General features: G+C 64.2%; 24 protein-coding genes and 1 riboswitch. Of the genes, 12 read left to right on the plus strand and 12 right to left on the minus strand.

The features are described from left to right. Positions 1–126: 126 nt before the first annotated feature. A complete protein-coding gene (locus tag LD110_RS05870; protein ID WP_225497066.1) occupies positions 127–1,464 on the plus strand; it encodes a glutamyl-tRNA reductase in 1,338 nt (445 codons plus the stop codon). 95 nt (positions 1,465–1,559) lie between these two features. Here LD110_RS05870 and moeB read toward each other — a convergent pair whose 3' ends face one another. Next, the gene (gene moeB, locus LD110_RS05875; RefSeq protein ID WP_225497068.1) at positions 1,560–2,759 is read right to left on the minus strand and encodes a molybdopterin-synthase adenylyltransferase MoeB; all 1,200 of its coding nucleotides are present in this window, start codon (positions 2,757–2,759) and stop codon (positions 1,560–1,562) included. Positions 2,760–2,844: 85 nt separating this feature from the next. Here moeB and LD110_RS05880 point away from each other — a divergent pair, with 85 nt between their 5' ends. The 3 genes from LD110_RS05880 to LD110_RS05890 are packed head-to-tail and all read left to right on the plus strand — an operon-like array spanning position 2,845 to position 4,117. Beyond that, a complete protein-coding gene (locus LD110_RS05880) occupies positions 2,845–3,501 on the plus strand; it encodes a TetR/AcrR family transcriptional regulator (protein WP_225497070.1) in 657 nt (218 codons plus the stop codon). Between the two features lie 55 nt (positions 3,502–3,556). Then, on the plus strand, positions 3,557–3,781 hold the full coding sequence (locus LD110_RS05885) for a DUF3107 domain-containing protein (RefSeq protein WP_225497072.1): 225 nt from the start codon (positions 3,557–3,559) through the stop codon (positions 3,779–3,781). Between the two features lie 33 nt (positions 3,782–3,814). Then, complete coding sequence (locus LD110_RS05890; protein WP_225497074.1) at positions 3,815–4,117, plus strand: hypothetical protein; 303 nt, start codon at positions 3,815–3,817, stop codon at positions 4,115–4,117. A 54-nt stretch (positions 4,118–4,171) separates the two neighbouring features. Here the strand turns inward: LD110_RS05890 and LD110_RS05895 are convergent, their stop codons facing one another. From LD110_RS05895 to thiO, 4 genes are all read right to left on the minus strand, one after another. Then, positions 4,172–4,864, minus strand: a complete 693-nt coding sequence (locus tag LD110_RS05895) for a 4a-hydroxytetrahydrobiopterin dehydratase (RefSeq protein ID WP_225497076.1) — start codon at positions 4,862–4,864, stop codon at positions 4,172–4,174. 34 nt (positions 4,865–4,898) lie between these two features. Further along, positions 4,899–5,708, minus strand: coding sequence for a thiazole synthase (locus LD110_RS05900; RefSeq protein ID WP_225497078.1), 810 nt, complete (start codon positions 5,706–5,708; stop codon positions 4,899–4,901). 3 nt (positions 5,709–5,711) lie between these two features. After that, a complete protein-coding gene (gene thiS, locus LD110_RS05905; RefSeq protein ID WP_225497349.1) occupies positions 5,712–5,948 on the minus strand; it encodes a sulfur carrier protein ThiS in 237 nt (78 codons plus the stop codon). Between the two features lie 20 nt (positions 5,949–5,968). After that, positions 5,969–7,258, minus strand: a complete 1,290-nt coding sequence (gene thiO, locus LD110_RS05910; RefSeq protein ID WP_225497080.1) for a glycine oxidase ThiO — start codon at positions 7,256–7,258, stop codon at positions 5,969–5,971. After that, positions 7,250–7,365: riboswitch (TPP riboswitch) on the minus strand. It overlaps the preceding gene by 9 nt. 26 nt (positions 7,366–7,391) lie before the next feature. Here thiO and thiE point away from each other — a divergent pair. Then, entirely contained in the window at positions 7,392–8,081 is a 690-nt protein-coding gene (thiE, locus tag LD110_RS05915; RefSeq protein ID WP_225497082.1) for a thiamine phosphate synthase, read from the plus strand. Positions 8,082–8,120: 39 nt separating this feature from the next. Here the strand turns inward: thiE and LD110_RS05920 are convergent, their stop codons facing one another. Further along, on the minus strand, positions 8,121–8,747 hold the full coding sequence (locus tag LD110_RS05920; protein ID WP_225497084.1) for a ferritin-like fold-containing protein: 627 nt from the start codon (positions 8,745–8,747) through the stop codon (positions 8,121–8,123). A gap of 40 nt (positions 8,748–8,787) precedes the next feature. On the opposite strand from LD110_RS05920, the gene LD110_RS05925 reads away from it, so the two are divergent. From LD110_RS05925 to LD110_RS05935, 3 genes are all read left to right on the plus strand, one after another. Next, positions 8,788–10,263 (plus strand): RNB domain-containing ribonuclease, encoded by a 1,476-nt coding sequence (locus tag LD110_RS05925; protein WP_225497086.1) that lies wholly within the window; start codon positions 8,788–8,790, stop codon positions 10,261–10,263. Between the two features lie 264 nt (positions 10,264–10,527). Next, positions 10,528–12,183, plus strand: a complete 1,656-nt coding sequence (locus tag LD110_RS05930; RefSeq protein ID WP_225497088.1) for a DEAD/DEAH box helicase — start codon at positions 10,528–10,530, stop codon at positions 12,181–12,183. Positions 12,184–12,191: 8 nt separating this feature from the next. Further along, complete coding sequence (locus tag LD110_RS05935; RefSeq protein ID WP_225497090.1) at positions 12,192–13,094, plus strand: site-specific DNA-methyltransferase; 903 nt, start codon at positions 12,192–12,194, stop codon at positions 13,092–13,094. A gap of 6 nt (positions 13,095–13,100) precedes the next feature. Here LD110_RS05935 and LD110_RS05940 read toward each other — a convergent pair whose 3' ends face one another. Together LD110_RS05940 and LD110_RS05945 are read right to left on the minus strand one after the other, a co-directional pair. Continuing rightward, positions 13,101–13,487: a hypothetical protein gene (locus LD110_RS05940; protein ID WP_225497091.1), complete on the minus strand. Its 387-nt coding sequence runs from the start codon at positions 13,485–13,487 to the stop codon at positions 13,101–13,103. Positions 13,488–13,642: 155 nt separating this feature from the next. Continuing rightward, the gene (locus tag LD110_RS05945; RefSeq protein WP_225497093.1) at positions 13,643–14,491 is read right to left on the minus strand and encodes a PHP domain-containing protein; all 849 of its coding nucleotides are present in this window, start codon (positions 14,489–14,491) and stop codon (positions 13,643–13,645) included. A 90-nt stretch (positions 14,492–14,581) separates the two neighbouring features. On the opposite strand from LD110_RS05945, the gene LD110_RS05950 reads away from it, so the two are divergent. Next, positions 14,582–16,168, plus strand: a complete 1,587-nt coding sequence (locus LD110_RS05950) for an aminopeptidase P family protein (protein ID WP_225497095.1) — start codon at positions 14,582–14,584, stop codon at positions 16,166–16,168. Positions 16,169–16,262: 94 nt separating this feature from the next. Here the strand turns inward: LD110_RS05950 and LD110_RS05955 are convergent, their stop codons facing one another. Beyond that, on the minus strand, positions 16,263–17,195 hold the full coding sequence (locus LD110_RS05955; protein ID WP_225497097.1) for a general stress protein: 933 nt from the start codon (positions 17,193–17,195) through the stop codon (positions 16,263–16,265). 76 nt (positions 17,196–17,271) lie between these two features. Between LD110_RS05955 and LD110_RS05960 the strand changes: the two genes are divergently transcribed. The 3 genes from LD110_RS05960 to LD110_RS05970 are packed head-to-tail and all read left to right on the plus strand — an operon-like array spanning position 17,272 to position 20,359. Next, positions 17,272–18,552: a magnesium transporter MgtE N-terminal domain-containing protein gene (locus LD110_RS05960; protein ID WP_225497099.1), complete on the plus strand. Its 1,281-nt coding sequence runs from the start codon at positions 17,272–17,274 to the stop codon at positions 18,550–18,552. Then, positions 18,545–19,219 (plus strand): DUF1003 domain-containing protein, encoded by a 675-nt coding sequence (locus tag LD110_RS05965; protein WP_225497100.1) that lies wholly within the window; start codon positions 18,545–18,547, stop codon positions 19,217–19,219. The genes LD110_RS05960 and LD110_RS05965 overlap by 8 nt, the downstream gene beginning before the upstream one ends. A gap of 12 nt (positions 19,220–19,231) precedes the next feature. Then, positions 19,232–20,359 (plus strand): Mrp/NBP35 family ATP-binding protein, encoded by a 1,128-nt coding sequence (locus LD110_RS05970; protein WP_225497102.1) that lies wholly within the window; start codon positions 19,232–19,234, stop codon positions 20,357–20,359. Positions 20,360–20,427: 68 nt separating this feature from the next. Here LD110_RS05970 and LD110_RS05975 read toward each other — a convergent pair whose 3' ends face one another. The 3 genes from LD110_RS05975 to sigE form a co-directional block, all read right to left on the minus strand. Then, on the minus strand, positions 20,428–20,811 hold the full coding sequence (locus LD110_RS05975; protein ID WP_225497104.1) for a Sec-independent protein translocase TatB: 384 nt from the start codon (positions 20,809–20,811) through the stop codon (positions 20,428–20,430). Between the two features lie 31 nt (positions 20,812–20,842). After that, a complete protein-coding gene (locus LD110_RS05980; RefSeq protein WP_225497106.1) occupies positions 20,843–21,559 on the minus strand; it encodes a hypothetical protein in 717 nt (238 codons plus the stop codon). A gap of 309 nt (positions 21,560–21,868) precedes the next feature. After that, complete coding sequence (gene sigE / locus LD110_RS05985) at positions 21,869–22,495, minus strand: RNA polymerase sigma factor SigE (protein ID WP_225497108.1); 627 nt, start codon at positions 22,493–22,495, stop codon at positions 21,869–21,871. Positions 22,496–22,520 lie beyond the last annotated feature (25 nt).

Here is a 22,520-nt window from a genome sequence, read left to right on the forward strand (position 1 = left end):
AACGTATGTGGACACCAGGAAGCCCGAGAATAAACGGCCTGTGGCATGAATCACAAGGATCCGTGCGAAGAGCCACTGAGCAGACGTTGTTCTACGCGACACCGAAAAAGCTATGATTGTTCTGCCGTGGTTCTTTTTTCTTTGGTGGCTACTCACGCCGACGTAGATCTCGAAACCGTTGCCCAGTTGAGCAACGGTTCTTCCGTGGTAGCCAAGGCTGCTTTGGCAGACTCGCCGGCCGTGTCGGGCGCGGTGGTTGTTGCCACGTGCAATCGCTACGAGATTTACGGCGAAGCTGCCCACGCTGATGATGTCGAGGCAGCCCGGTCAGCACTGGTTACCCAGATCAGCGAGCTCAGCGGACTTGGCGAGCAAACCGTCTCGCGCTCATTCAGCACACACCTCGGGCCCGATGTAACGCAGCACCTGTTTGCCGTCAGCTCAGGGCTTGACTCAGCTGTCGTTGGTGAACGCGAGATCGCCGGCCAGGTGCGGCGCGCCCTCATCAACGCCCAACACGAGGGGACCGCCAGCCCGGGCCTCGTGCGGCTCTTCCAGGCCGCATCCAAGACAGCCAAGGAAGTTGGCGCGCAGACAGCACTGGGCTCCCGGGGCCTGTCGATCGTGTCGGTTGCCCTCGACCTTGCGACGGATCTCTCCGAGGACCGCGACTGGTCCACCAAGCGCGTTGTTGTTTTTGGCACGGGAGCCTATGCCGGTGCAACTATGTCCCTCCTACGCGAGCGGGGCTGCCGCGACGTGGCCGTGTACTCGCAGTCCGGCCGGGCGGAAACATTCGTGGCTACGCGTGGCGGCCGGGCCCTTGATGCGGAGAGCCTGCCCGGAGCAATCGCGGCAGCGGACATCATCATCGGCTGCAGCGGATCCGACTCGCGCGTGGAGGCCGAGGAACTGGCCAGCATCCGTTCGGGTGCAAGACAACCCCTGATCGCCATCGACCTGGCGCTCACCCATGATTTTGACCCGCAGGTTGGCGAGCTGGACGGCGTCGAACTGCTGACCTTGGAATCGGTGCGGCTCGCCGCTCCTCAGGAGCAGGCTGAATCACTGGCCCAAGCCAGCGGAATCGTCTCGGCTGCCGCAGCGGCGTTTGAAACCGAGCGTCAGGCCCGCTCCGTTGATTCTGCGATCGTGGCGCTGCGCCGCCACACCATGAACGTGCTCGATTCGGAAATGGAAAAAGTTCGGGCGCGGCACGGTTGCACCGCTGCGGCGGAGGAAGTGGAATTCGCACTCCGTCGTATGGTCAAGCAGCTCCTGCACATCCCCACCGTCCGGGCCCGTGAGCTTGCAGCCAATGGGCAGCAGGACGACTATGTGGCCGCTTTGGAAGCGCTCTATGGCATCCAGGTGGAACAGCCGGATGCGAGTGCCCGCGCCGCCGAGTGTCCCGTGGACCACCAGCAGCTGCAGCAAGGAAAGCTCCGCTCAGAATCTGCCTAGCGGACCTCAAAACTTAAACGAAAAACGCCGACGGATCCAGCAATCCGACGGCGTTTTTCGTCTTGGTCCAGCCTTTAGGCCGAAACACCACCCAATCAGTACACGGGCTTGGTTGGCTCCACGTCGCGAACCCAGGCGAGAATCCCGCCGTCGAGGTGCCTTACTCGGGTGTACCCGGCCTTCCTGGCCGCCTCAAGGACGTTCGCGGAGCGGGTTCCGGCCTTGCAGTGGAAGACGATGTCCTTGTCCTGCGGCAGTTCCGCCCATGCCTCCCCCGCCAGGATCCGACCCTGCGGAATCAGGACGGAACCATCGATGCTCACGATGTCATGCTCGCCCGGTTCCCTGACATCGACGAGCTCGAAGTCCGCTCCCCCCTGGGCCCGCGTTGCGAGCATGGTGGACAGTTCAGTTGCGCTGACAGTGTGGTCCGCATCCGTGGACGGCGCGGGACTCACGCCGCAGAAAGCCTCGTAGTCCGTCAGTTCGGTGATGCGCGGCGCGGCTGGATCTTTGGCAACCTTGATTTCGCGCCAGCTGCCGCCCAGGGCGTCAAAGAGCGCTACGCGCCCCAGCAGTGACCGCCCGACGCCGGTGATCAACTTGACCGCTTCCGTCACCATCAGGGACCCGACGGCGGCACACAGCATGCCGAACACCCCGCCTTCACCGCACGAGGGGACGGAGCCGGCCGGTGGGGCCTCCGGGTAAAGGTCGCGGTAACTCGGTCCGAAGGCGTCCCAAAAGACGCTGACTTGGCCATCGAAGCGGAAGATGGAGCCCCACACGTATGGCTTGCCCAAGATGGCTGCCGCGTCGTTGACAAGGTAGCGCGTGGCGAAGTTGTCTGCCCCATCGAGGATGAGGTCGTAGCGGGAAAAGATCTCCAAGGCGTTGTCCGTGTCGAGTCGGACAGGGTGCAGTTCAACCGTGACCAGCGGGTTGAGTTCAGCGATGGAATTGCGTGCCGACACGATCTTGGGGCGGCCGACGTCGGAGACGCCGTGGATCACCTGGCGCTGCAGGTTGCTGAGATCCACGTCATCGTCATCGATGATTCCGATGGTCCCCACACCCGCCGCGGCGAGGTACAGGAGCGCCGGGGAGCCCAGCCCTCCCGCGCCAATAACCAGCACGCGGGCATTCTTCAGCCGGCGCTGACCCAAGGCTCCGATTTCCGGAATAATGAGGTGCCGCGAGTAGCGCTCAACTTCTTCGGGTGTCAGGCTGTCAGCTGGTTCCACCAGTGGCGGCAACAACACGGCAGGCTTTTGGGGGGCAAAAGTGGTGGCCATGCTCTCAATCTATGCCCCTGAATGCCGCCGGGTCATATTACCCATGGGTAAAGTGGTCTTAACTGCAAGGGAAAGGCGGCAGACTGTGGCTGAGCAGGCACGGGCACAACAAGAAGCATCGGCACGTCAGCCCAGGACTGGATCGGCGCGATCTGCCCGGCTTCCCCGTGACGAACGCCGGGCACAGCTGCTGAACGCTGCCCAGGAGGTCTTCGTGGCCAACGGCTACCACGGGGCTGCCATGGACGAAATCGCCGACACCGCCCACGTCAGCAAGCCTGTGCTCTACCAGCACTTCCCGTCGAAGCGGGAACTCTACTTGGCCCTGCTAGACAGCCATCTTGCGGCGCTCACGGACCTCATGCTTGGGGCTTTGAACTCGACCACGGACAACAAGGAACGCGTCAAGGCCGTTATGCGCGCCTACTACCACTTCATCGCGGGGGACGACCAGGCCCATCGCCTGGTCTTCGAGTCGGACCTGATCAACGATCCTGATGTCAGCTCCAGGCTGGAAACGTTCAATCGGACGTTCTCGGATGCCGTAGCCTCCGTCATCGCGGAAGACACCAAGCTCCCGCCCATGGAGGCACAGCTGCTGGGACGCGGGCTCACGGGAATGGCACAGATCAGCGCCCGGTACTGGCTGGAAACAAACGGCAACCTTGACCTCGATGTGGCCAGCGACCTGATCTACCGTTTAGCTTGGCGCGGAATTAGTCGCTTCCCCAAAGAGACCTAGGCTAGAAATAGGACTGTAGAAATCGACGACATCCGACAGCCTGGGAGGCCTCGAAGTGGAAATCAAGATCGGCATTCAAAATGTTGGCCGCGAACTGGTGCTGGAATCAGGTCAGAATGCCGACGACGTTGCGAAGGCCGTGAGCGACGCGCTCTCCAACGGCACTGAGTTGCGCCTCACTGACGACAAAGGGCGCCAGGTGATCATCCCGACGAACGTCCTGGGTTATGTGGAAATCGGGGTCGAGGAAGTCCGCCGCGTGGGCTTCGGCGCCCAGTAAACGGTCCGGGCCGCGTCCGTTTCAGGAGACTCGATGCTCTCGCTTGTAGTCGCCGTCCTTGCGACCATTGCCCTCGGAATGCTCGTATGGGCCAACGATAAGCGCCACACTACATACGGTGTGGCGCTTCCGGCGTGCCTTGGCTCGGCTGTGACGGCCATCAGCTGGACGATACTTATCCTGGCTGGCTTGGGCTACCGCCCAGGATTGAGCTGGATTCCCTGGATCCTGCCCATTGTCCTGGGGTCTGCAGCTGCCTTCGGCGCGGCTATGCTGCTCGGACGGCGGCGCCACAAGTCGGACGTCGCCAAGCTGACGGCTGCCCTGAAGCTGTAGCGGAACATTCGTGCGGCAAAGACGCACCGCCGTCGGCGCCCACCCCCTGGAGCATCACGAACAGAGATGGATCCGATGCCCCTGGCCGTCGTCGAGAAGCATATCCATGCCCGGCGAGTTCAGGGGCGCAGGCTCCCCTTCGGTTCCCGGCTCCGGTCCTGGCCCATCAGCAGCGACCACTGACCCTCCTGCCGCCAGGGCCTTCTGCAAGGCCTTTGCAGATTCGTCCGCTCCCCGGTGGACTTCGACTGTCACGCTTCCGGGCACGTCCTGCGCGCCCGAAACCAGCTCGATGGCGGGCCCCCGGCCGTGGGCGTCCACGAGCGATGCTTCTCCGCTGCGCCTGTAACCCAAGGCAGCCTTCCAGGCCTCCTCGATCACTCCCGGAGCCGTTGATTCGATAACAAGTCGGACTGTGCGGTACAGGCCGGGTTCCGCCGACGCGCCCACCGATGCGGCCACGACGCTCGTGGCCGCAGCCGCGTCGGTGTCACGTGCGGTCACCGCGGTACCGGCATCATGCGAAGTGAAGCGGACAAAAACGCGGTTGTAGCGCCAATCAAGGTCCGGGTGGTGGTTTCGTTCCTCAGCAATGCGTCCAACCGCTGCCATCAGCTCAAGCGCGGCGACGGACGTGGGCGCTTTGTAGACCGTGACGAGTCCGCCCAGTTGGTAGTGCCAATCCGACAGTTTCAGGAGCGCCTGGTCGATTTCCTGCCGGGACAGGATGTCTTCGGTGCCGTCCACAAGGGCCTCCCCTGGTTGAGCATGCGGTCAAGCGTCAGAGAAACTCGGCCCGGCCTTCCATTGCGGAGGACGCCAAGGCGTGCTCGCGGCGCGGGATGCGGCCAGCCTGCTTAGCAAGCCTACCGGCGGCCACTGCGTGTTTGAAGGCCTGTGCCATGCGCACCGGGTCCTGGGCCCTGGTCACTGCCGTGGCGAGCAGCACGGCATCGCACCCCAGCTCCATCGCGAGGGCGGCGTCGGAGGCGGTGCCGATGCCGGCGTCGAGAACTACCGGCACCGAGGCGCGGGAGACGATGACCTGGATGTTGTGCGGGTTCAGGATGCCGAGGCCCGTTCCGATGGGCGCGCCCAGCGGCATCACTGCGGCGGCACCGAGGTTTTCCAGGCGCAGGGCAAGGACGGGATCGTCGTTGGTATAAGCGAATACAGTGAAGCCGCGGTTGACCAGCTGTTCCGTCGCGTCCACAAGTTCCACCGGATCGGGCAGCAACGTGTGCTCATCGGCAATGACTTCCAGTTTGACCCAGTTGGTCTCCAAGGCCTCGCGGGCCAGTTCGGCCGTCAGCACTGCGTCCCTCGCCGTGAAACAGCCGGCAGTGTTAGGGAGGACGCGAATGTTGTGGTCAACCAGCAGCTGGAAAAGCGAGCCGGTCTCCTCGGTGGAGTAGCGCCGCATGGCCACTGTGGTGAGCTCCGTACCCGATGCCACCAGCGCGGCGCCCAGTCCATCAAGGCTCGGCGCGCCGCCCGTGCCCATGATGAGGCGGGAGTTTAACTGCACGCCGTCGATTTCAAGCGTGTCCGCAATTTCCGGCGCTGCTGCTTCTGATCGTGTGGTTGTCATGGTTCAGCCTCCCTGGACTGCGGTAACGAGTTCGAGCTGGTCGCCGTCGGCGAGCGCTGTGGTCGCCCACAGGCTCCGCGGCACCACTTCTGAATTAAGCGCGACGGCGACACCTAGCTTGCGGCCATCGGACGCCTGGCCGCTGGCCTCGAGTTCCCGGCCGGTGACACGGGTGACAAGCGTGGTGACGGAGGCGCCGTCGTCGAAGGCGTGCCGTTCACCGTTGACGGTGACGTTGATGGCTAATCCTTGTGTGGTGTTCATGCCAAGTCCTTGACTGCGGAAAGGAAAGTTGAGGCGTTGTCTTGGGCGGTGGTGAAGCGGTCTGGACGGAATTTCTCCCAGCGCGGATCGACGGTTCCGTCGAGCAATTGCCTGCAGATGGACGCTGCAGCCGGCGTGAGCAGTACACCGTGGCGGAAGAATCCGGTAGCCACCACAAGGCCGGGTATGTCGCGACCGGACGAATCAGCCATCCGGCCTAGGAGGGGGGCGTTGTCCGGCGTACCGGGCCGGGCCCTGGCGGTCGCTTCCATAAGTTCCAGTTCAGCGACCGCGGGCACCAGCGTCTGGGCGTCGCGGAGAAGCTGGTAGACGCCGCCCGCTGAGACCGCAGAACCCGACGCCGACAACTCATCTTCCCGTTGTGTGGCACCGATCACCACGGTTCCGTTGTCGCGCGGCACGATGTACACGGGGAAGCCGCGAACCAGCCCTCGGATGGTGGATGTGACCAGGGGCTGGAGATGGTCGGGCACCCGCAGGCGGAGAATGTCGCCATAAACGGGTCGCAGGGGAAGCTGCCGGCCGGCAGGCAGGCCGGATAGCCCGGCCGCACCCAGGCCGCTGGCCACGACGGTTTCCGTTGCGAGGACCGTCCCGCCGGAGGCAAGCCGAACGCCCTGAACAGCACCGTCCTGCCACAGCAGGCCTTCAGCGTTCTCCCGCACGGCATAGCCTGACACCGCGCCCTTCACCCAGGATCGCCCTGAGGGTGAGTGGTCGGCCAGGGCAACCATCAGCGCACGGGCGGAACGGCGCGGATCCACTTGGTGATCTGCGGGGATTTCAAAAGCGCAGGAGATCTGCGGGCTGAGCAGAGGTTCGCGCGTCCTGGCGTCGCGGACCATCACGGGATCCACCCGGAGGCCGTTAGCTAGCTGAACGTCCCGCAGGTCCGCGAGTGCCCGCCGGTCTGCGGCATCCGCGCCAACGGCCAGGGTGGACGTTGCCTTGTAACCAGTGCCCTCTGCCGTGGCTTCTTCCAAACGTCTGGCAAATTCCGGCCACAGGGACGAGGACTCCAGCATGAGTTCCAGGAGGTCTTCCTCCTGGTAGTGGAGTTCGCTGACGGGCGCCAGCATTCCGGCGGCCGCGTACGTGGCACCTTCGCCCGGGGCCGGGTCAATCAGGGCGACCGAACGTCCAGAACGCCGAAGCTCCCAGGCGATTCCAAGGCCAATAATTCCGCCACCAATCACTGCGACGTCTGCGTGGAGCGGAATCCCCGGTGCCGGCATGGAGCCGTCCACGGTGCGGGATTCTGTCATGGGTTTCCTTCCCTACGCCGGTACTAACCGGATCAGGTCAAGCGGTCGGCTCTGACGCCCTCTCAGCCCGGCTTTGTTACGCCTGCCGGGCTCCCGCGGTACCTCCCCAGTTTAGAGGACATAGTCTTGGTCCATGACCCCGCACGAGATCCACACCACGGCCCGCCTCTACCTGTGCACCGACGCGCGCAGGGAGCAAGGCGATTTCGAGGACTTCGTCGATGCGGCCTTTGCCGGCGGCGTGGACATCATCCAACTGCGCGACAAAAGCCTCGAAGCAGCCGAGGAATTGGAACTGCTTGAGGTGCTGCACGCCGTGGCCCGCCGCCACGGCCGTCTCTGGGCGGTCAACGACCGGGCTGACATTGCCGCGATCTCGGGAGCCCCGGTCTTCCACATCGGCCAGAAGGACTTGCCTCTTCGGCATGCCCGCCATCTGCTGCATGACCAGACTGTGATTGGTCTTTCCACGCACTCCCCCGAACAGGTGGACGCCGCCATAGCCGCATCGCCAACGCGCAGCGGACTCGACTACTTCTGTGTTGGCCCGTTGTGGGCCACGCCCACCAAGCCCGGCAGGGCCGCCGTCGGGCTTGATCTGGTGCGTTACGCCGCCCGGGCGGTCAAAAAAGCGGATGAGGAGATGGTGGGCGGCGTCCTGCTGCCGTGGTTCGCCATCGGCGGCATCGATCTCAGCAACGTGGAGCAGGTAGTGGAGGCCGGTGCCAGCCGGGTCGTTGTGGTGCGGGCAATCACGGAAGCCGACGACCCCACGGAGGCTGCGGAAAAGCTGCTGGCGGCGCTGGGGCCGGCGTCGGCCTAACGCTGCATCGCGTCCGCCGTCGGACATACCTGAAGCAGTTCAGGCGGTGAGCCCCAGTTCGGACATCCGCTTGGCGTGTTGCTCGGCGAGCGCTGTAGTCAGCGACGCCGGAACGTCCTTGTCGAAGCCGACGCGCTGCGCCTGTGTCAGGGCCTCCCCGAGCAGGCGGCGGCTCCACAGGGACAGCCGGGACGCAAGTCGGGGGTCGTCGGAAAGGGCCTTTTTGAGGAGCTGGCGGAGAACCGGGGTCGCCTCGTCGGACTTGCGGATGGCCGACAGCAATTCCCTGGTGCCGCCGTCGAGCATGGCCGAAACCCCGGCGTAGAAGTCTGCGGCAACCATGTCCACGACGTAAGCCTTGGTCAATGACTCGTACCAATCCCCCGGCCGCGTGCGCTGATGGAAATGGTCAACCGAGGCCTGGAACGGCTGCATGGCGTCCTCCACGTCGATGCCCAGTTCAGCCAGCCGCCCGCTGACCATTTCATAGTGGCGGAACTTGGCCACCGCGATGCCGGACAGAACGGCCCTGTCGTGCAGGGTGGGCGAATACCTGGCGTCTGCGGATAGCCGTTCGAATGCGGACAATTCACCGTATGCCATCGCGCCGAGCAAGGCCCCGACGAACATGTTGTCCTGTGCAGTACCACTTGGCGTTGTGCCCATAGACCAAGACTAACCACGGAAATCGGACTAACCTGACTTCGTGCCACATCATCGGATAGCTCCCAACGTCAGCGAACAGAGCAACCAGCTCACGCAGGCGCTGGCCGCCCTGCGGACGGAGTTGGAGCTACCCGGGGACTACCCGGAGGCGGCTGTCCGGGACGCGGAGGCGGCGGTCCGCGGGCACGAACTCCCGGGTAAGGATTTCACCCACATCCCCTTCGTCACGATTGACCCCGCGTCGTCCACGGATCTGGACCAGGCACTGCACATCGAGCGCCTCAATCACGGATACAAGGTCTACTACGCGATCTCAGATGTCCCCTCCTTTGTGATGCCTGGCGGTCCATTGGATGCGGAGACGCGGCGGCGTGGCCAGACCTACTACGCTCCGGACGGACGCATACCGCTGCATCCCGAAGTCATCAGCGAGCAGGCCGGGAGCCTCCTGGCAAACCAGGAATGTGCCGCCTTCCTTTGGGAATTCGAGCTTGGCCCGGATGCCGAGGCGTTGTCCGCAACCGTGAGCCGCGGCATCGTCCGGAGCCGGGCAAAGCTTAACTACAGGTCCGTCCAGGCCCAACTGGATGCCGGCATCGCGCCCCCGGTGATTCAGCTCCTCAGGGAGGTGGGCCTCAAGCGCGTGGAACTTGAGCGTCGCCGCGGGGGCGCCAGCCTGAACATGCCGGACCAGGAAATCGTGCAGCTTCCCGACGGCGGCGGGTACCGGATCGTCGCGGCGCCGCCGCTTCCGGTGGAGGACTGGAACGCGCAGATTTCGCTGCTTACCGGAATGGAGGCGGCGCGGCTGATGCTGGCTGGCAGGGTAGGCATCCTTCGCACCATGCCGGCACCCGATGAGCGGTCCCTGCTGCATTTCAAGAGGCAGACGGATGCCTTGGGCAAGCCGTGGGACGGGCAGATCAGCTACGGTGGCTACCTGCGGACCCTGGACGCCACGAATCCGCGTCAACTGGCCATCCTCCACGCTGCCGGCATGCTCTTCCGAGGTGCCTCGTACACGCCGTTCGACGGCGAGCTGCCCGCCGACGTCGACCAATCCGCCATCGGTGCTCCTTACGCCCACACGACGGCGCCTCTACGCCGCTTGGTGGACCGTTTTGTCCTGGTGATCTGCGAGGCGCTGAGCAACGACACCCCTATCCCGGACTGGGCCCGGGAGGGGCTGCACTCGCTGCCGGAGATCATGGCGGCGTCGGACCAACTCGCGGCCAGGATGGAGCGTCTGGCGTTGGACACGGTGGAGGCGGCGCTCCTGGTCAACCACATTGGACAGGAGTTTGACGCCGTGGTCATCTCGGCCTCAAAAGCCAACGGCTCCGGCGGCACCAACGGCAACGGAAACGGAAAAGTGCCGTACGGGGTCATCCAGATCGCCGATCCGGCCGTAACAGCGCGCTGCGAGGGTGAATTGGAGCCCGGAACCAAGGTTCGCGTACGCCTGCTGCGCGCGGACATTGCCACGAGGGATGTAGCCTTCGAACTCCTTGGATAAGCCACAATCCGAGGTTTTTGGCACGCTCCGGCTAGACTGGTCCTGTAGTTATGGATGCCCGGTCGTTGATTAATTCATTTTCGAAGTCAACAAGCCCGCACCTACGCGATCTTGAGAAATGCCCGCTGGTCACCAGTGCCAGTTCTAGATAGCCCGCGATCGGCTTCCACTGGACAGCTTGTGCGTCCCTTCGTCCTCCGGACGGGTCCAGGCCTCTCCGTCGAGGACGCGGCGCCAATGCCCAAATGAATAAGGAAACTCCCTGTGAGTGAATTTCACACCCATGAAGTGCTCAGCGACGAAACAGGCACTGAGTCGATCGAGCCTGAAGAGACCATTACCTCGGACGAGCGGCCCCACGAGATCGAGGAAAAGACCTTCGCGGACTACAACGTCCGGGCCGACATCGTGGAGTCGCTGGCGGATGCCGGCATCACCCACCCCTTCCCCATCCAGGCCATGACCCTGCCCGTTGCCTTGGGCGGCCACGACATCATTGGCCAGGCGAAGACCGGCACCGGTAAGACGCTTGGCTTTGGCATCCCTGCGCTGCAGCGGGTCATCGGCCAGGACGACCCCGAGTATGCCAAGCTGGCAACTCCGGGCGCACCGCAGGCACTTGTGATCGTTCCGACGCGTGAGCTTGCCGTTCAGGTGGCCAACGACCTTCAGTCCGCGTCCCGGAAGCGCAACGCACGCATCGCCACGATCTACGGCGGCAGGGCCTACGAGCCGCAGATCGAGGCCCTCCAAAAGGGCGTCGAAGTAGTGGTGGGCACGCCTGGGCGCCTCATCGACCTCTACAAGCAACGCCACCTCAGCCTGAAGAACGTCCGCATCGTTGTCCTTGACGAGGCGGATGAAATGTTGGACCTCGGCTTCCTGCCTGACGTCGAGACGCTGATGGCCGCCACCCCGCCGGTTCGCCAGACCCTGCTGTTCTCTGCCACGATGCCCGGTCCTGTCATTGCCATGGCGCGCCGCTACATGACACAGCCGACGCACATCCGGGCGGCGGACCCAGACGACGCATCCATCACCAAGAAGGACATCAGGCAGCTCATCTACCGAGCCCACAGCCTGGACAAGGACGAAGTGGTTGCACGGATCCTCCAGGCCCGCGGACGCGGCAAGACGATCATCTTTACGAAGACCAAGCGCACCGCCGCCAAGCTGAGTGATGAACTGGTGGGCCGTGGCTTCGCTTCTGCAGCAATCCATGGAGATCTGGGCCAGGGGGCGCGCGAGCAGGCGCTCCGAGCTTTCCGGAACAACAAAATCGATGTTTTGGTGGCCACCGACGTGGCGGCGCGCGGAATCGACGTCGACGACGTCACCCACGTCATCAACTTCCAGTGCACTGAGGATGAGAAAGCCTACCTGCACCGTGTAGGCCGCACCGGCCGCGCCGGCAACAAGGGCACCGCGGTCACCTTCGTGGACTGGGAGGACGTCCCCCGCTGGTCACTCATCAACAAGGCCCTGGGGCTGAACGTTCCTGAACCCGTAGAGACGTACTCCTCCTCGCCCCACCTCTACACCGACCTGGACATTCCGGAGGGCACCAAGGGGCGGCTTCCCAAGGCGCGTCGCACGCTGGCTGGCGTGGACGCTGAAGTGATGGAAGACCTCGGCGAGACAGGCAAGAAAAAGCGCTCGGGCCGCGGTCGCGGCGGATCCGCCGAAGCCCGCTCAGGCGAGGCCCCGAAGAGCGAATCAAGCCGCACACGCACGCGCCGACGTCGTACTTCCGAGTCGGAGGCATCCTCACCCGAGGCCGCCGCACCAGAAGCAGCGGCAGCGGAGACAGCCTCGGAGCAACCGGCCCGCTCACGCCGCACGCGTACCCGTACGCGCCGCCGCAACGGCGAAGTTGTTTCGACGCAGTCGGCCGCGCCCACGGGAAACCCTGAGGCATAACGGCCTCCATGGCTGATTCTGTCTGGGCGCCGGACGGCAACAACCTGGTGGTTCATGCGGACAACGCACAGTTCCTCCCCCTGTTGCCGGACGGTGCCTTCACGCTCATCTACGTTGATCCGCCCTTCAACACGGGCAGGGTGCAGCGTCGGCAGGAAACCCGAATGGTGTTCAACGCCGGCGGAGAAGGCGACCGCGTCGGCTTCAAGGGCAGGTCCTACGACACCATCAAGGGTTCGCTGCACAGCTACGACGATGCCTTCAGCGACTACTGGTCCTTCCTGGAGCCGCGTCTCCTGGAGGCGTGGCGCCTCCTGGCCGACGACGGCACGCTCTACCTGCACCTCGATTACCGTGAGGTCCACTACGCCAAGGTCATGCTGGACGCGATCTTCGGCAGGGACTGCTTCCTCAACGAGATCATTTGGGCGTACGACTATGGGGCCCGTGCCCGCAACCGCTGGCCCACCAAGCACGACAACATCCTGGTGTACGTGAAGAATCCGGCCCGGTACCACTTCGACAACGCCGAGGTGGACAGGGAACCCTACATGGCGCCCGGGCTCGTCACGCCGGCCAAGCGGGAACTTGGCAAGCTTCCCACAGACGTGTGGTGGCACACCATCGTCTCGCCCACGGGCAAGGAAAAGACGGGCTACCCCACACAAAAGCCTGAGGGGCTGATACGGAGAATCGTCGCGGCATCAAGCCGGCCCGGCGACTGGTGCCTCGACTTCTTTGCCGGTTCAGGAACGCTCGGGGCGGTGGCGGGCAAGCTCGGCCGCCGTTTCGTCTGCGTTGACAGCAACCAGCCAGCTGTGGACGTCATGCAGAAGCGGCTCGGGGAAAAGGCCGCCTTTGTGAGGCTGGCGACGGCGGAGGAAGGCTCCGCCGTCGCGGCTCAACAGTGAGGACGGTCAGAAAGGAACGGCGCAGGCATCCCGCAGCTGGATTCCGTGGTCGGTTTGCCGCGCCACCAGGACCTGCCCGTTGGAATCGCAAATCGCGTTGAACAGGAGCGCAAAGCCCGCACCGTTCTGATAGTTACCCTTCTGGCCGATAGGGAACGTGGGATCAAACTGCTGCAGCGTTCCAGGCGGAACGAACGCCCATTGTTCGGCCGCGCCCGGGAACACACTGGGCAGCCAGACCCAGTTTCCCTTGATGATGGGACCGCCGGGACAGACGGCTCCACAGGGCTCCGGTGCCCTGCTGACGTTCCCGCAGTCAAGCGCGTTCGCGGCCGCCGGGATGAACATAAAAGCCGCAGCCAATCCGGCAGCGGCAAGTGATTTCTTGAACATGGCTTCTCCGTCGACAGTAGTTCGTACAGCATTCGACGAGACCGTTGGCTGGCGCGGCTGAAGAGCCGCTCCCCCAGCAAACGACAGATTACTCCTGCGTAGAAACAAGTCAATGCGGCGGAGCCGTCGAACCCATAAAGGTTCGACGGCGAAGCTCAGGCGCGCACCACCGGGGAGCCGGTGCCCAGCTCCTCGATCCTCGCAAAGACCTCAGGGGCAGTGGTGTTTTCGCCCAGCACGTTGGGCTTTCCTGTGCCGTGGTAGTCGGAGGACCCTGTCACCAACAGTCCGTTCCGGGCGGCGAGACCGCGGAGAAATTCCCTGCCGGGCTCCGGATTGTCCCGATGTTCGACTTCCAGTCCCAGCAGGCCGGCGTTGATCATGTCCTGGTAGGTTTCCTCGCCCACCACCCGGCCCCGTGAGGAGGCCACAGGATGGGCGAACACGGGAACGCCGCCCGCGGCCCGCACCAGGGCTACCGCGTGCACAGGATCCGGCGCGTAATGCTGGACAAAATAGCGGGACCGCGAGGCAAGCATGGAAGAGAACGCCTCCGAGCGGTCCGACACAACGCCGGCGGCCACCAGCGCATCGGCGATGTGCGGCCTGCCAACGGTAGCCCCGGGCGCCACGTGGTGAATCACATCGTCCCAGCTCAGGGGATAGTCCTCGGCCAGGAGCGTGACCATTCGCTCTGCGCGGACCCTGCGGGCATCCCGGGCTTTGGTGATTTCCTCGAGCAGGCCGGGATGGGCCGGGTCGTGGAGGTAGCTGAGCAGATGGACACTGATGCCTTCACGGGTACGGCATGAGATCTCGATGCCGGGAATGAACGCGATGCCAAGGCTTCGCGCTGCGTCGGCGGCTTCCGCCCAGCCATCGGTGGAGTCATGGTCGGTCAGGGCGACGGCGTCCAGGCCTGCTTTCGCTGCGGCCGCTATCACCGCCGCGGGCGACTCCGTGCCATCGGAGACGTTGGAGTGCGTATGCAGGTCAATCCTCACGTATCAAGCCTAGTCCCCAAGCCCTCCGGTCCATGGGAGCCCGGACGCCTGACTGTGGCCTGCGACGGGTGCGGGTGAGAGCATGGGACGGTGAACCATGCAGACAACAGCAACCACTCCTCTGCCCAGCCACTGGCCGAGCGCGTCAACAACCGTTCCCAGCGGCCCACTTCGGACGCATTCAAGGCATTTATGGCCAGTCATTGGGCTCCCGCCCCGCAGGTGACCCCTGCCAGGGATGCCGTGGCAGACCACGCCGCCACCCGCCGTCGGGCGATCTCAGGACAATTTCCAGGCGAGCGGCTGGTGATTCCGGCGGGGCCGCTCAAGGTGCGTTCCAACGACTGCGACTACAGGTTCCGGCCGCACTCCGGATTCGCGCACCTCACTGGCCTGGGTTTGGACCACGAGCCCGACGCCGTGCTTATCTTGGAACCGGTCGAGGAAGGAACGGGCGACGACGGCGGGAACCACCGGGCGACCCTGTACTTCCGCCCGCTGGCGGGCCGGGACACGGAACAGTTCTACGCCGACGCCCGCTCCGGAGAGTTCTGGATTGGTGCGCGGCCTACGCTCGCCGAGTTCCAGGCGCGCCTAGGGCTTGAGACCGCCCACATCGACGAATTGGAGACGGCTGTCACCAAGGGCGTAGGTGCCCCGGAGATCGGCGGGATCTCCATCCGTCTCGTCCGCAAGGTCGACGAAAACATCGACGCGTTGGTAGACACCGCCCGCTACAACACAGCCAGGGACCCGGAGAACCTCGACCTCAGCGAACTGGACACCCTCGACGAGAAGCTCAGCGAGGCCCTGTCAGAACTGCGTCTGCTCAAAGACGATTGGGAGGTTGAGCAGCTGAAACTCGCCGTCGCGGCAACGGTGGAAGGCTTTGGCGACGTGGTCCGCGCACTCCCCCGGGCATTGACCCATCACCGTGGCGAACGCGTTGTTGAAGGGGCCTTCTTCGCCCGCGCGCGGGAGGAAGGCAACGAGCTTGGCTACGACACCATCGCCGCCGCCGGCAACAACGCCACAGTTCTTCATTGGACGCGGAACACCGGCCGCATCAACGCCGGTGAGCTGCTGCTCGTAGACGCCGGGGTTGAGGCGGATTCCTTGTACACGGCCGACATCACGCGCACCATGCCGGCCAACGGCAAGTTCACTGATGTGCAGCGCAAGGTTTACGAAGCAGTGCTTGACGCCGCGGACGCCGGCTTCGCCGCCGCGCAGCCCGGCGCAAAGTTCCGGGACGTCCACGCCGCGGCCACGGCCGTGTTGGCGGAGCGGCTGGCAGAGTGGGGCCTGCTGCCTGTGAGCGTGGAGGAAGCCATCAGCCCCGAAGGCCAGCAGCACCGGCGATGGATGCCGCACGGCACCAGCCACCACCTTGGCCTCGATGTGCACGACTGTGCCCAAGCCAAGAGGGAGCTCTACCTGGACGGGATCCTGACCCCGGGAATGGTGTTCACCATCGAACCCGGGCTGTATTTCAAGGCAGAGGACCTTGCCATTCCGGAGGAGTACAGGGGCATCGGTGTCCGAATCGAGGACGACATACTGATGACTGCGGGCGGGCCGGTCAACCTTAGCGCCGCCCTGCCGCGCAAGGCCGACGACGTCGAGGCATGGATGGCGGGCATCTATCAGGAAGAGGAACGTATTCCGCACGCCTGACGAGGCTGCGTTGCCCCCGAACGGTGCTTAATACGAAGTGCGGCGGGCCATCTGGCCCGCCGCACTCGTTTTAATGCCTGCTGTGTTGCCGCTGTTACTGGCGCCCCTGCCCGCGTCCCTCCTCGGAATGTCCATCGCCGTTAACCGCGTCGTGGGCGTTGTCGCTGTGGGCATTCTCGGAACCCCCTTCACCGGACGTCGCCTGGGCGTGCGGCAAAGCGTTGCCTGGCGCAGGGTGGCCCGGCGCAGGATGGCCCGGCTCAGCCTGGCCGGGCGCTTGGGCCTGGTCCTCGACCCGGAGGCCGTACTGCGGCCGCCCATCCGGGAGGTCCGGGTAGCGGCTGGACGGGGTTGGACGCGACGGCGCTTGGCCGGCCTGGTAGCCCGGGCCACCCGCCTGCTGGCGCTGCCCGTACGGATCGCTCCAGCCGGACGGACGCTCCGGACCGTTCTCAGGACCCGGGCCCGGCTGCTGGAAGGGACCCTGCCGATGATCCTGCTGGGTGTAGCCGCCCGGACCGGACGATGCGTCTGCCGGCGTCATGGGGAGCTGATGGAGCAACCTCCGCGCCTCCTGCGCCGCTTCGAAGGCGACGATGACGTCATAGTTGGTTGCCACTACCTGGCTGGTGGACGTGAAGTCGCGCTTGCCCCGCTGCGTCGCGTAGGTCACGATGCCGAACAACATAAAGAACGCGGCGCCCATCAACACCGAGGTGACGATGGAAAAATAGCCTCCTGTGGGCGAGAAGAAGGAGAGCATCACACCGACGAACAGGCCGAACCACATACCGCTGAGCGCGCCGGAGAGAGCCACGCGGGGGTAGCTCAGGCGGCCCGTGACCCTTTCCACCATCTTTAGGTCGTTGCCCACAATGGATACCAACTGAACAGGGAACTGCTGGTCCGCCAGGTAGTCCACCGCCTTCTGGGCATCCAGGTACGAGGTGTAAGAGCCAACGGTGTCGCCCGTGGGGACGCTCCGTGACTCTTCCAAAGCCTTGGGGGCACCAAAAATGTTCGACATATTCTCATTCTCACCCATGGTCATGTGAACCGCCTGAAATTCAGCTAAAAGAGAGCAGACTCGGTAGCCTGTAGTGGTGAGCACCAATCCAACCCGCGTCTTCGTTGCGCGCCTGCTGGGCCTGGATGTCTTCGACCCTTTGGGCGACAGGCTGGGTCGGCTGCGTGACGTAGTGGTCCTCTCCCGCGGCGTGCGTGCTCCACATGTTGTGGGCATTGTGGTTGAGGTCCCCGGCAAGAAGCGCGTCTTCGTCCCCATGACTCGCATTACGTCGATCGATCAGACGCAGGTCATCTGCACCGGGCTCGTGAACCTCCGCCGATTCCAGCAGCGGGGAGCGGAAACCCTGGTGGTGGCAGAGATGTTCGACCGCCGCGTCACCCTGGCCGACGGCAGCGGCGATGCCACCATCGAGGACATCGCCATAGACCAGCACCGCTCCAAGGATTGGTTTGTCAGCAAGCTCTTCGTCCGGCGCGGTCATTCGATGTCCCCGCTCAGCCGGCTTCGCCGCAACGAGACCATGATCATCGACTGGTCCGAGGCCCTGCAGGGACCCCGTACGGAACCGCAGGCAGCTACGCAGTTCCTGGCAACGCATGAGGACCTCAAGCCCGCGGACTTCGCGGAAGCCCTCCAGGAGATGAGCGACAAGCGCCGTCTCGAAGTCGCCAGCGAACTGCAGGATGAGCGCCTGGCGGACGTCCTCCAGGAACTTCCGGAGGACGACCAGGTGGAGATTCTGTCCGCCCTCGACGTCGAACGTGCTGCCGACGTCCTCGAAGAAATGGACCCGGACGACGCCGCCGACCTCCTCGCTGAGCTTCCCTCCGCACAGGCTGAAGAACTCCTCCAACTGATGGAGCCCGACGAGGCCGAGGACGTCCGGCGCCTGCTTGAATACGACGAGGACACGGCCGGCGGCCTCATGACGCCGGTTCCCGTAATCCTCCCGCCGGAAGCCACCGTCGCCGAAGCCCTGGCCCATGTGCGCCGTGAGGAGCTTTCCCCTGCGCTGGCCTCGTCGATCTTCATCGCCCGACCACCCCTGGAAACCCCCACTGGACGATTCCTGGGCGTGGTGCATCTCCAGCAACTGCTGCGTTACCCGCCGCCCGAGGCCCTGGGCAACCTCGTGGACAAGAACCTTGAGCCTATGTCGGACCACGCCCATATCAGCGACGTAGCCAGGGCATTGGCCACGTACAACCTCAACTCGCTTCCCGTCGTCGACGACGCGGGCCGCCTGGTGGGGGCGGTGACTGTTGATGACGTGCTGGATCACCTGTTGCCGGATGACTGGCGTGTCCACGAGGACAATGCCCCTGTAAAGAAGCTGGGAGGCAGGATTGGCTGACGACACTCCGTCGAAGAAGCGGCATTCAGCGTCCCGCGGCAGTTTCAGCGGCCTCGACACACCCCTCATCGCCCGCAAACGGCTGATCCCTAAGCTGACTCCCAACCCAGACGCGTTTGGGAATGCAACGGAAGCCTTTGCGCGCTTTATGGGCACGCCGCAGTTCCTCGTCTATATGACCATCTTCTGCTTGTTCTGGCTAGGCTGGAATTCGATCGCCCCTAAGGAATGGCAGTTCGACTCCCAAGACCTGGGATTCACGCTGCTTACGCTGATGCTTTCGCTTCAAGCCTCCTACGCGGCCCCTCTGCTGCTGCTGGCGCAGAACCGGCAGGACGACCGTGACCGGGTGTCGCTGGAACAGGACCGGCAACGCGCCGAACGCAATCTGTCCGACACGGAATACCTGACCCGCGAACTGGCGGCCCTGCGGATCGCGCTCCGCGAAGTGGCAACCCGCGACTACGTTCGCGCCGAAATCCGAACGCTGCTGGAAGACCTCCTTGAAGCACAGGAAGAACTCCGCGCCAGCGAAGCTTCCCGATCAGAGGCCGGGGAAACGCCCCATGAGCGGGTCAAGGAGAAGCTCAAGGAGCGCAGGGACAAGCGCAGCCCCCGCACGCAGCAGATCCCCAAGGTCAAAAGCACCACACCCCCCGAAAGCTGAATCCACCAAGTTATGACCACCCCGAGCCCCGAAGCCCTTCGTTCTGCCCTGGCTACCGTTATCGACCCTGAGCTTCGCCGCCCCATCACCGAACTCGGCATGCTCGATTCGGTCGAAGCCGCGCCGGATGGAACCGTCACCGTCACGGTCCTCCTCACGATCGCGGGGTGTCCGCTTCGCGGCACCATAACCCAGGACGCGACGGCGGCCCTCGCCGACGTGGAGGGCGTCACCGCCGTCGACGTCCAACTCAAGGTCATGACGCAGGAGCAGCGCGACGCCCTCAAAGAGCAGCTCCGCGGTCCCGGAGGCGCCCGTGGCATTCCCTTCAATGAGCCGGGCTCCCTGACCAAGGTCTATGCCGTGGCAAGTGGTAAGGGCGGCGTCGGAAAGTCTTCCGTGACCGTCAACCTTGCCTGTGCGCTGGCCGAAAAGGGCCTCCGTGTGGGGATCGTCGACGCCGATGTGCACGGTTTCTCGGTCCCTTCCCTGATGGGCATCACCCAGGCGCCTACCCGCGTGGACGACATGATCCTGCCTCCGGTGGCTTACGGCGTGAAAGTCATCTCCATCGGGATGTTCGTCAGCGGCAACAAACCCGTTGCGTGGCGTGGCCCCATGCTGCATCGTGCGTTGGAGCAGTTCCTAACGGATGTGTACTTCGGCGACCTCGACGCATTGTTCCTCGACCTTCCCCCGGGAACGGGCGATATCGCCATCTCCGTGGCCCAGTTGCTTCCCAAGGCGGAAATCCTGGTGGTCACGACACCACAGGCAGCCGCAGCCGACGTCGCCGAGCGTGCCGGGTCCATCGCCACTCAGACGGGACAAAGCCTGGTTGGCGTAGTAGAGAACATGTCCTACCTCGAACTGCCGGACGGCACCACGATGGAATTGTTCGGCAGCGGTGGAGGCACGGCCCTCGCCGAGAGGCTTAGCGCGACAGTTGCCAAGCCCGTCCCGTTGCTGGGCCAGATTCCCCTTGATATCCGGCTTCGTGAGGGCGGCGACGCCGGCCGTCCCGTAGTGCTGGCAGCCCCTGAATCACCGGCGGCTGTCGCATTGGGCGACATCGCGGAGACGCTATCGGCCCGGCCACGGGGCCTTGCCGGGCTGCCCCTGGGGATCCAGCCCAAGTAGCCGGATCTTTTCCGCTTGCCGTGCAGCGGAGCCTCGGAGGCTGCTGCGCAGCGTAACTTCAGACGGAATCAGGTTGCTTCGGTATCGAACGGTGCAGCCTGACCAACGGGCAACCGCTCGACGGTGCGCTGAGGGGTCGGCTCAATAGCAGGGGCCACAGCCGCCGGCTGAGGCGCGCCCTCACTGACGGGCTTTGTATCGTCGTCGAGGAGTGCTTCCTTGATGATGCGGCGCGGATCGTATTGCCGTGGATCGTACTTCTTCCAGTCGACCTGGTCGATGTCGATGCCGACTTCTTCCTTGATCTGCTCCCGGGCGCCCGACGCCATCCGGCGCACTTCCTTGACCAAATTGGCCAGTTTCTGCGTATATTCGGGCAGCCTGCTAGGGCCGATCACTAGAACGCCGATGATCAGCAGTATGAGGAACTCCGGGCCGTTGATTCCGAACACTTTACGAAGATTACCTTGTCCTTAGCCTGCCCTAGAAACCGGCCAGTCCTGCGATGCTGCGCAGTCCACGCTGAATCCGGTCGAGCACATTTTCCGAGGGCCTTGCAGTGGACTCCGACGGGTTGTTCAGGGCATCAGCGGCTTGCATCAACTCCGGAACTGCATCGTCGGCCTGCGCCGCTGGGAGGTCGGAATCGTAAGTGAACACGGCGTCGGGTGTCCGGTAAACAGCGTGCCATGGCGTTCCCCCGGATACCTGCAAGGCATCGCTGCCTAGACGGGCCGCATCGGTGCGGGGATGCTCCTCAACCACCGTGGCGTTATGGTTGCCGTTGCTCAAGTGGAGTTCCACAGTTGCATGACCGCTGCGCACCGAAGCCTGGGCAGCAACCAAACGAAATCCCAGATCATCCAGTTCCGGGCATGCCCAGCCACGCGTTCGCAACAGGGCGAGGTCGCTTGGCGCCAGCTGCACAGTTTTTCCGGAAACGAAGTAGCGAGCGAAGTCGTCCGTGCCTGGATCCGGATCTGCCGGTTGTCCGTTGCCTTGCGTGGCGGTGTCCCGGGTGAGCGGAAGGGCGACATGAGCCTGTGCGGCGGAAGTCGTGGAGGCTGGCAACTTTGCTCCGTCAGCCACAGGCTGGCTGGTCTTCGACAGCGGATCGCCCGCCACGGCATACGCGGCAACAGCAAGGACGCCAGCAAGCAAGATTGCTCCGCCGGCACCGGCTCCCGCCATCTTTGCCACTCCAATGCCAAGGCGGAGTCGGGGTGGCTGGGCCTTGGCGAAGGCGGGATCCGCTAGTGCTCCGCGTCCTGCCGGTGGGGACGCGGCAAGTTGCCGGGTGTGCTCCAGAAGCCGTGATCTAAGGTCGTGACTCGCCTGGGGTACGGCAGCACTGCGCAATCGCTCAAGATACTGGCGTTCGCGCTGCAAGGCAGCGCGACATTCCCAGCAGGATTCCACATGAGAAGGGGTACGGGCATGGCGTTCCCCAACATTCCTAAGTTTCGACAGTCCCCCACGCAGCCGGTTCAGCAGCTGTCCCATCCAGGCTTACAGAATGCCGGCGATCCGGGGCATCTTGAGGCGCGGCTTGAGTGCCTGGGTAGGCCGCGGGGCCCGGTGCGCCAGCTTTTCGCGCAGCATGGTCCGGCCGCGGTGGATCCTCGACCGTACGGTGCCCAGCTTGACGCCCAAGGCCTCAGCGACTTCGTCATAGGACAACCCCTCGAGGTCGCAAAGAACGACGGCGGCACGGAAGTCAGGCGGCAATTCCTCCAGGGCGCGCTGGACGTCAAGGTCCAGGTTGTTCAGCTCGAAGCTCTGCTCCGGGCCGGGCTCGCGGCCGGGTAGGCGCGATTCGGAGTCTTCTGCCAGCGCATCAAAGCGGATACGGTTCCGACGGCGGGCCTGGTCCAGGAAGAGGTTGGTGGTGATCCTGTGAAGCCAACCATCCAGGGTGCCGGGCTTGAAGTTGTCCAAGGACCGGAAGACGCGAACGAAGACTTCCTGGGTGAGGTCCTCTGCGTCGAATCTGTTACCGGTCAGGCGGTAAGCCAGGCGATAGACCTTGGCAGAGTGGTTGTTCACCACCTCTTCCCACGATGGCTGCTCCCACGCAGCGTCAGTGGCGTTGGCAGTGTCTAGTGTGTGGACGTCTGCAGCACGAGATGCCGCCATGTCCGCTCCCCTCGTTACCGGTTGT

This window comes from Arthrobacter sp. M4 (assembly GCF_020251205.1).
Taxonomy (GTDB): domain Bacteria; phylum Actinomycetota; class Actinomycetes; order Actinomycetales; family Micrococcaceae; genus Arthrobacter.

Bases quoted from the DNA above. Each gene is read 5' to 3' on its own strand.
- LD110_RS05940 (WP_225497091.1), bottom strand. From the start codon at position 13,487: ATGTTCAAGAAATCACTTGCCGCTGCCGGATTGGCTGCGGCTTTTATG.
- LD110_RS05955 (WP_225497097.1), bottom strand. From the start codon at position 17,195: ATGTCGAACATTTTTGGTGCCCCCAAGGCTTTGGAAGAGTCACGGAGC.
- LD110_RS05900 (WP_225497078.1), bottom strand. From the start codon at position 5,708: ATGACAACCACACGATCAGAAGCAGCAGCGCCGGAAATTGCGGACACG.
- LD110_RS05890 (WP_225497074.1), top strand. From the start codon at position 3,815: ATGCTCTCGCTTGTAGTCGCCGTCCTTGCGACCATTGCCCTCGGAATG.
- thiE (WP_225497082.1), top strand. From the start codon at position 7,392: ATGACCCCGCACGAGATCCACACCACGGCCCGCCTCTACCTGTGCACC.
- LD110_RS05935 (WP_225497090.1), top strand. From the start codon at position 12,192: ATGGCTGATTCTGTCTGGGCGCCGGACGGCAACAACCTGGTGGTTCAT.
- LD110_RS05920 (WP_225497084.1), bottom strand. From the start codon at position 8,747: ATGGGCACAACGCCAAGTGGTACTGCACAGGACAACATGTTCGTCGGG.
- moeB (WP_225497068.1), bottom strand. From the start codon at position 2,759: ATGGCCACCACTTTTGCCCCCCAAAAGCCTGCCGTGTTGTTGCCGCCA.
- thiO (WP_225497080.1), bottom strand. From the start codon at position 7,258: ATGACAGAATCCCGCACCGTGGACGGCTCCATGCCGGCACCGGGGATT.
- LD110_RS05970 (WP_225497102.1), top strand. From the start codon at position 19,232: ATGACCACCCCGAGCCCCGAAGCCCTTCGTTCTGCCCTGGCTACCGTT.
- sigE (WP_225497108.1), bottom strand. From the start codon at position 22,495: ATGGCGGCATCTCGTGCTGCAGACGTCCACACACTAGACACTGCCAAC.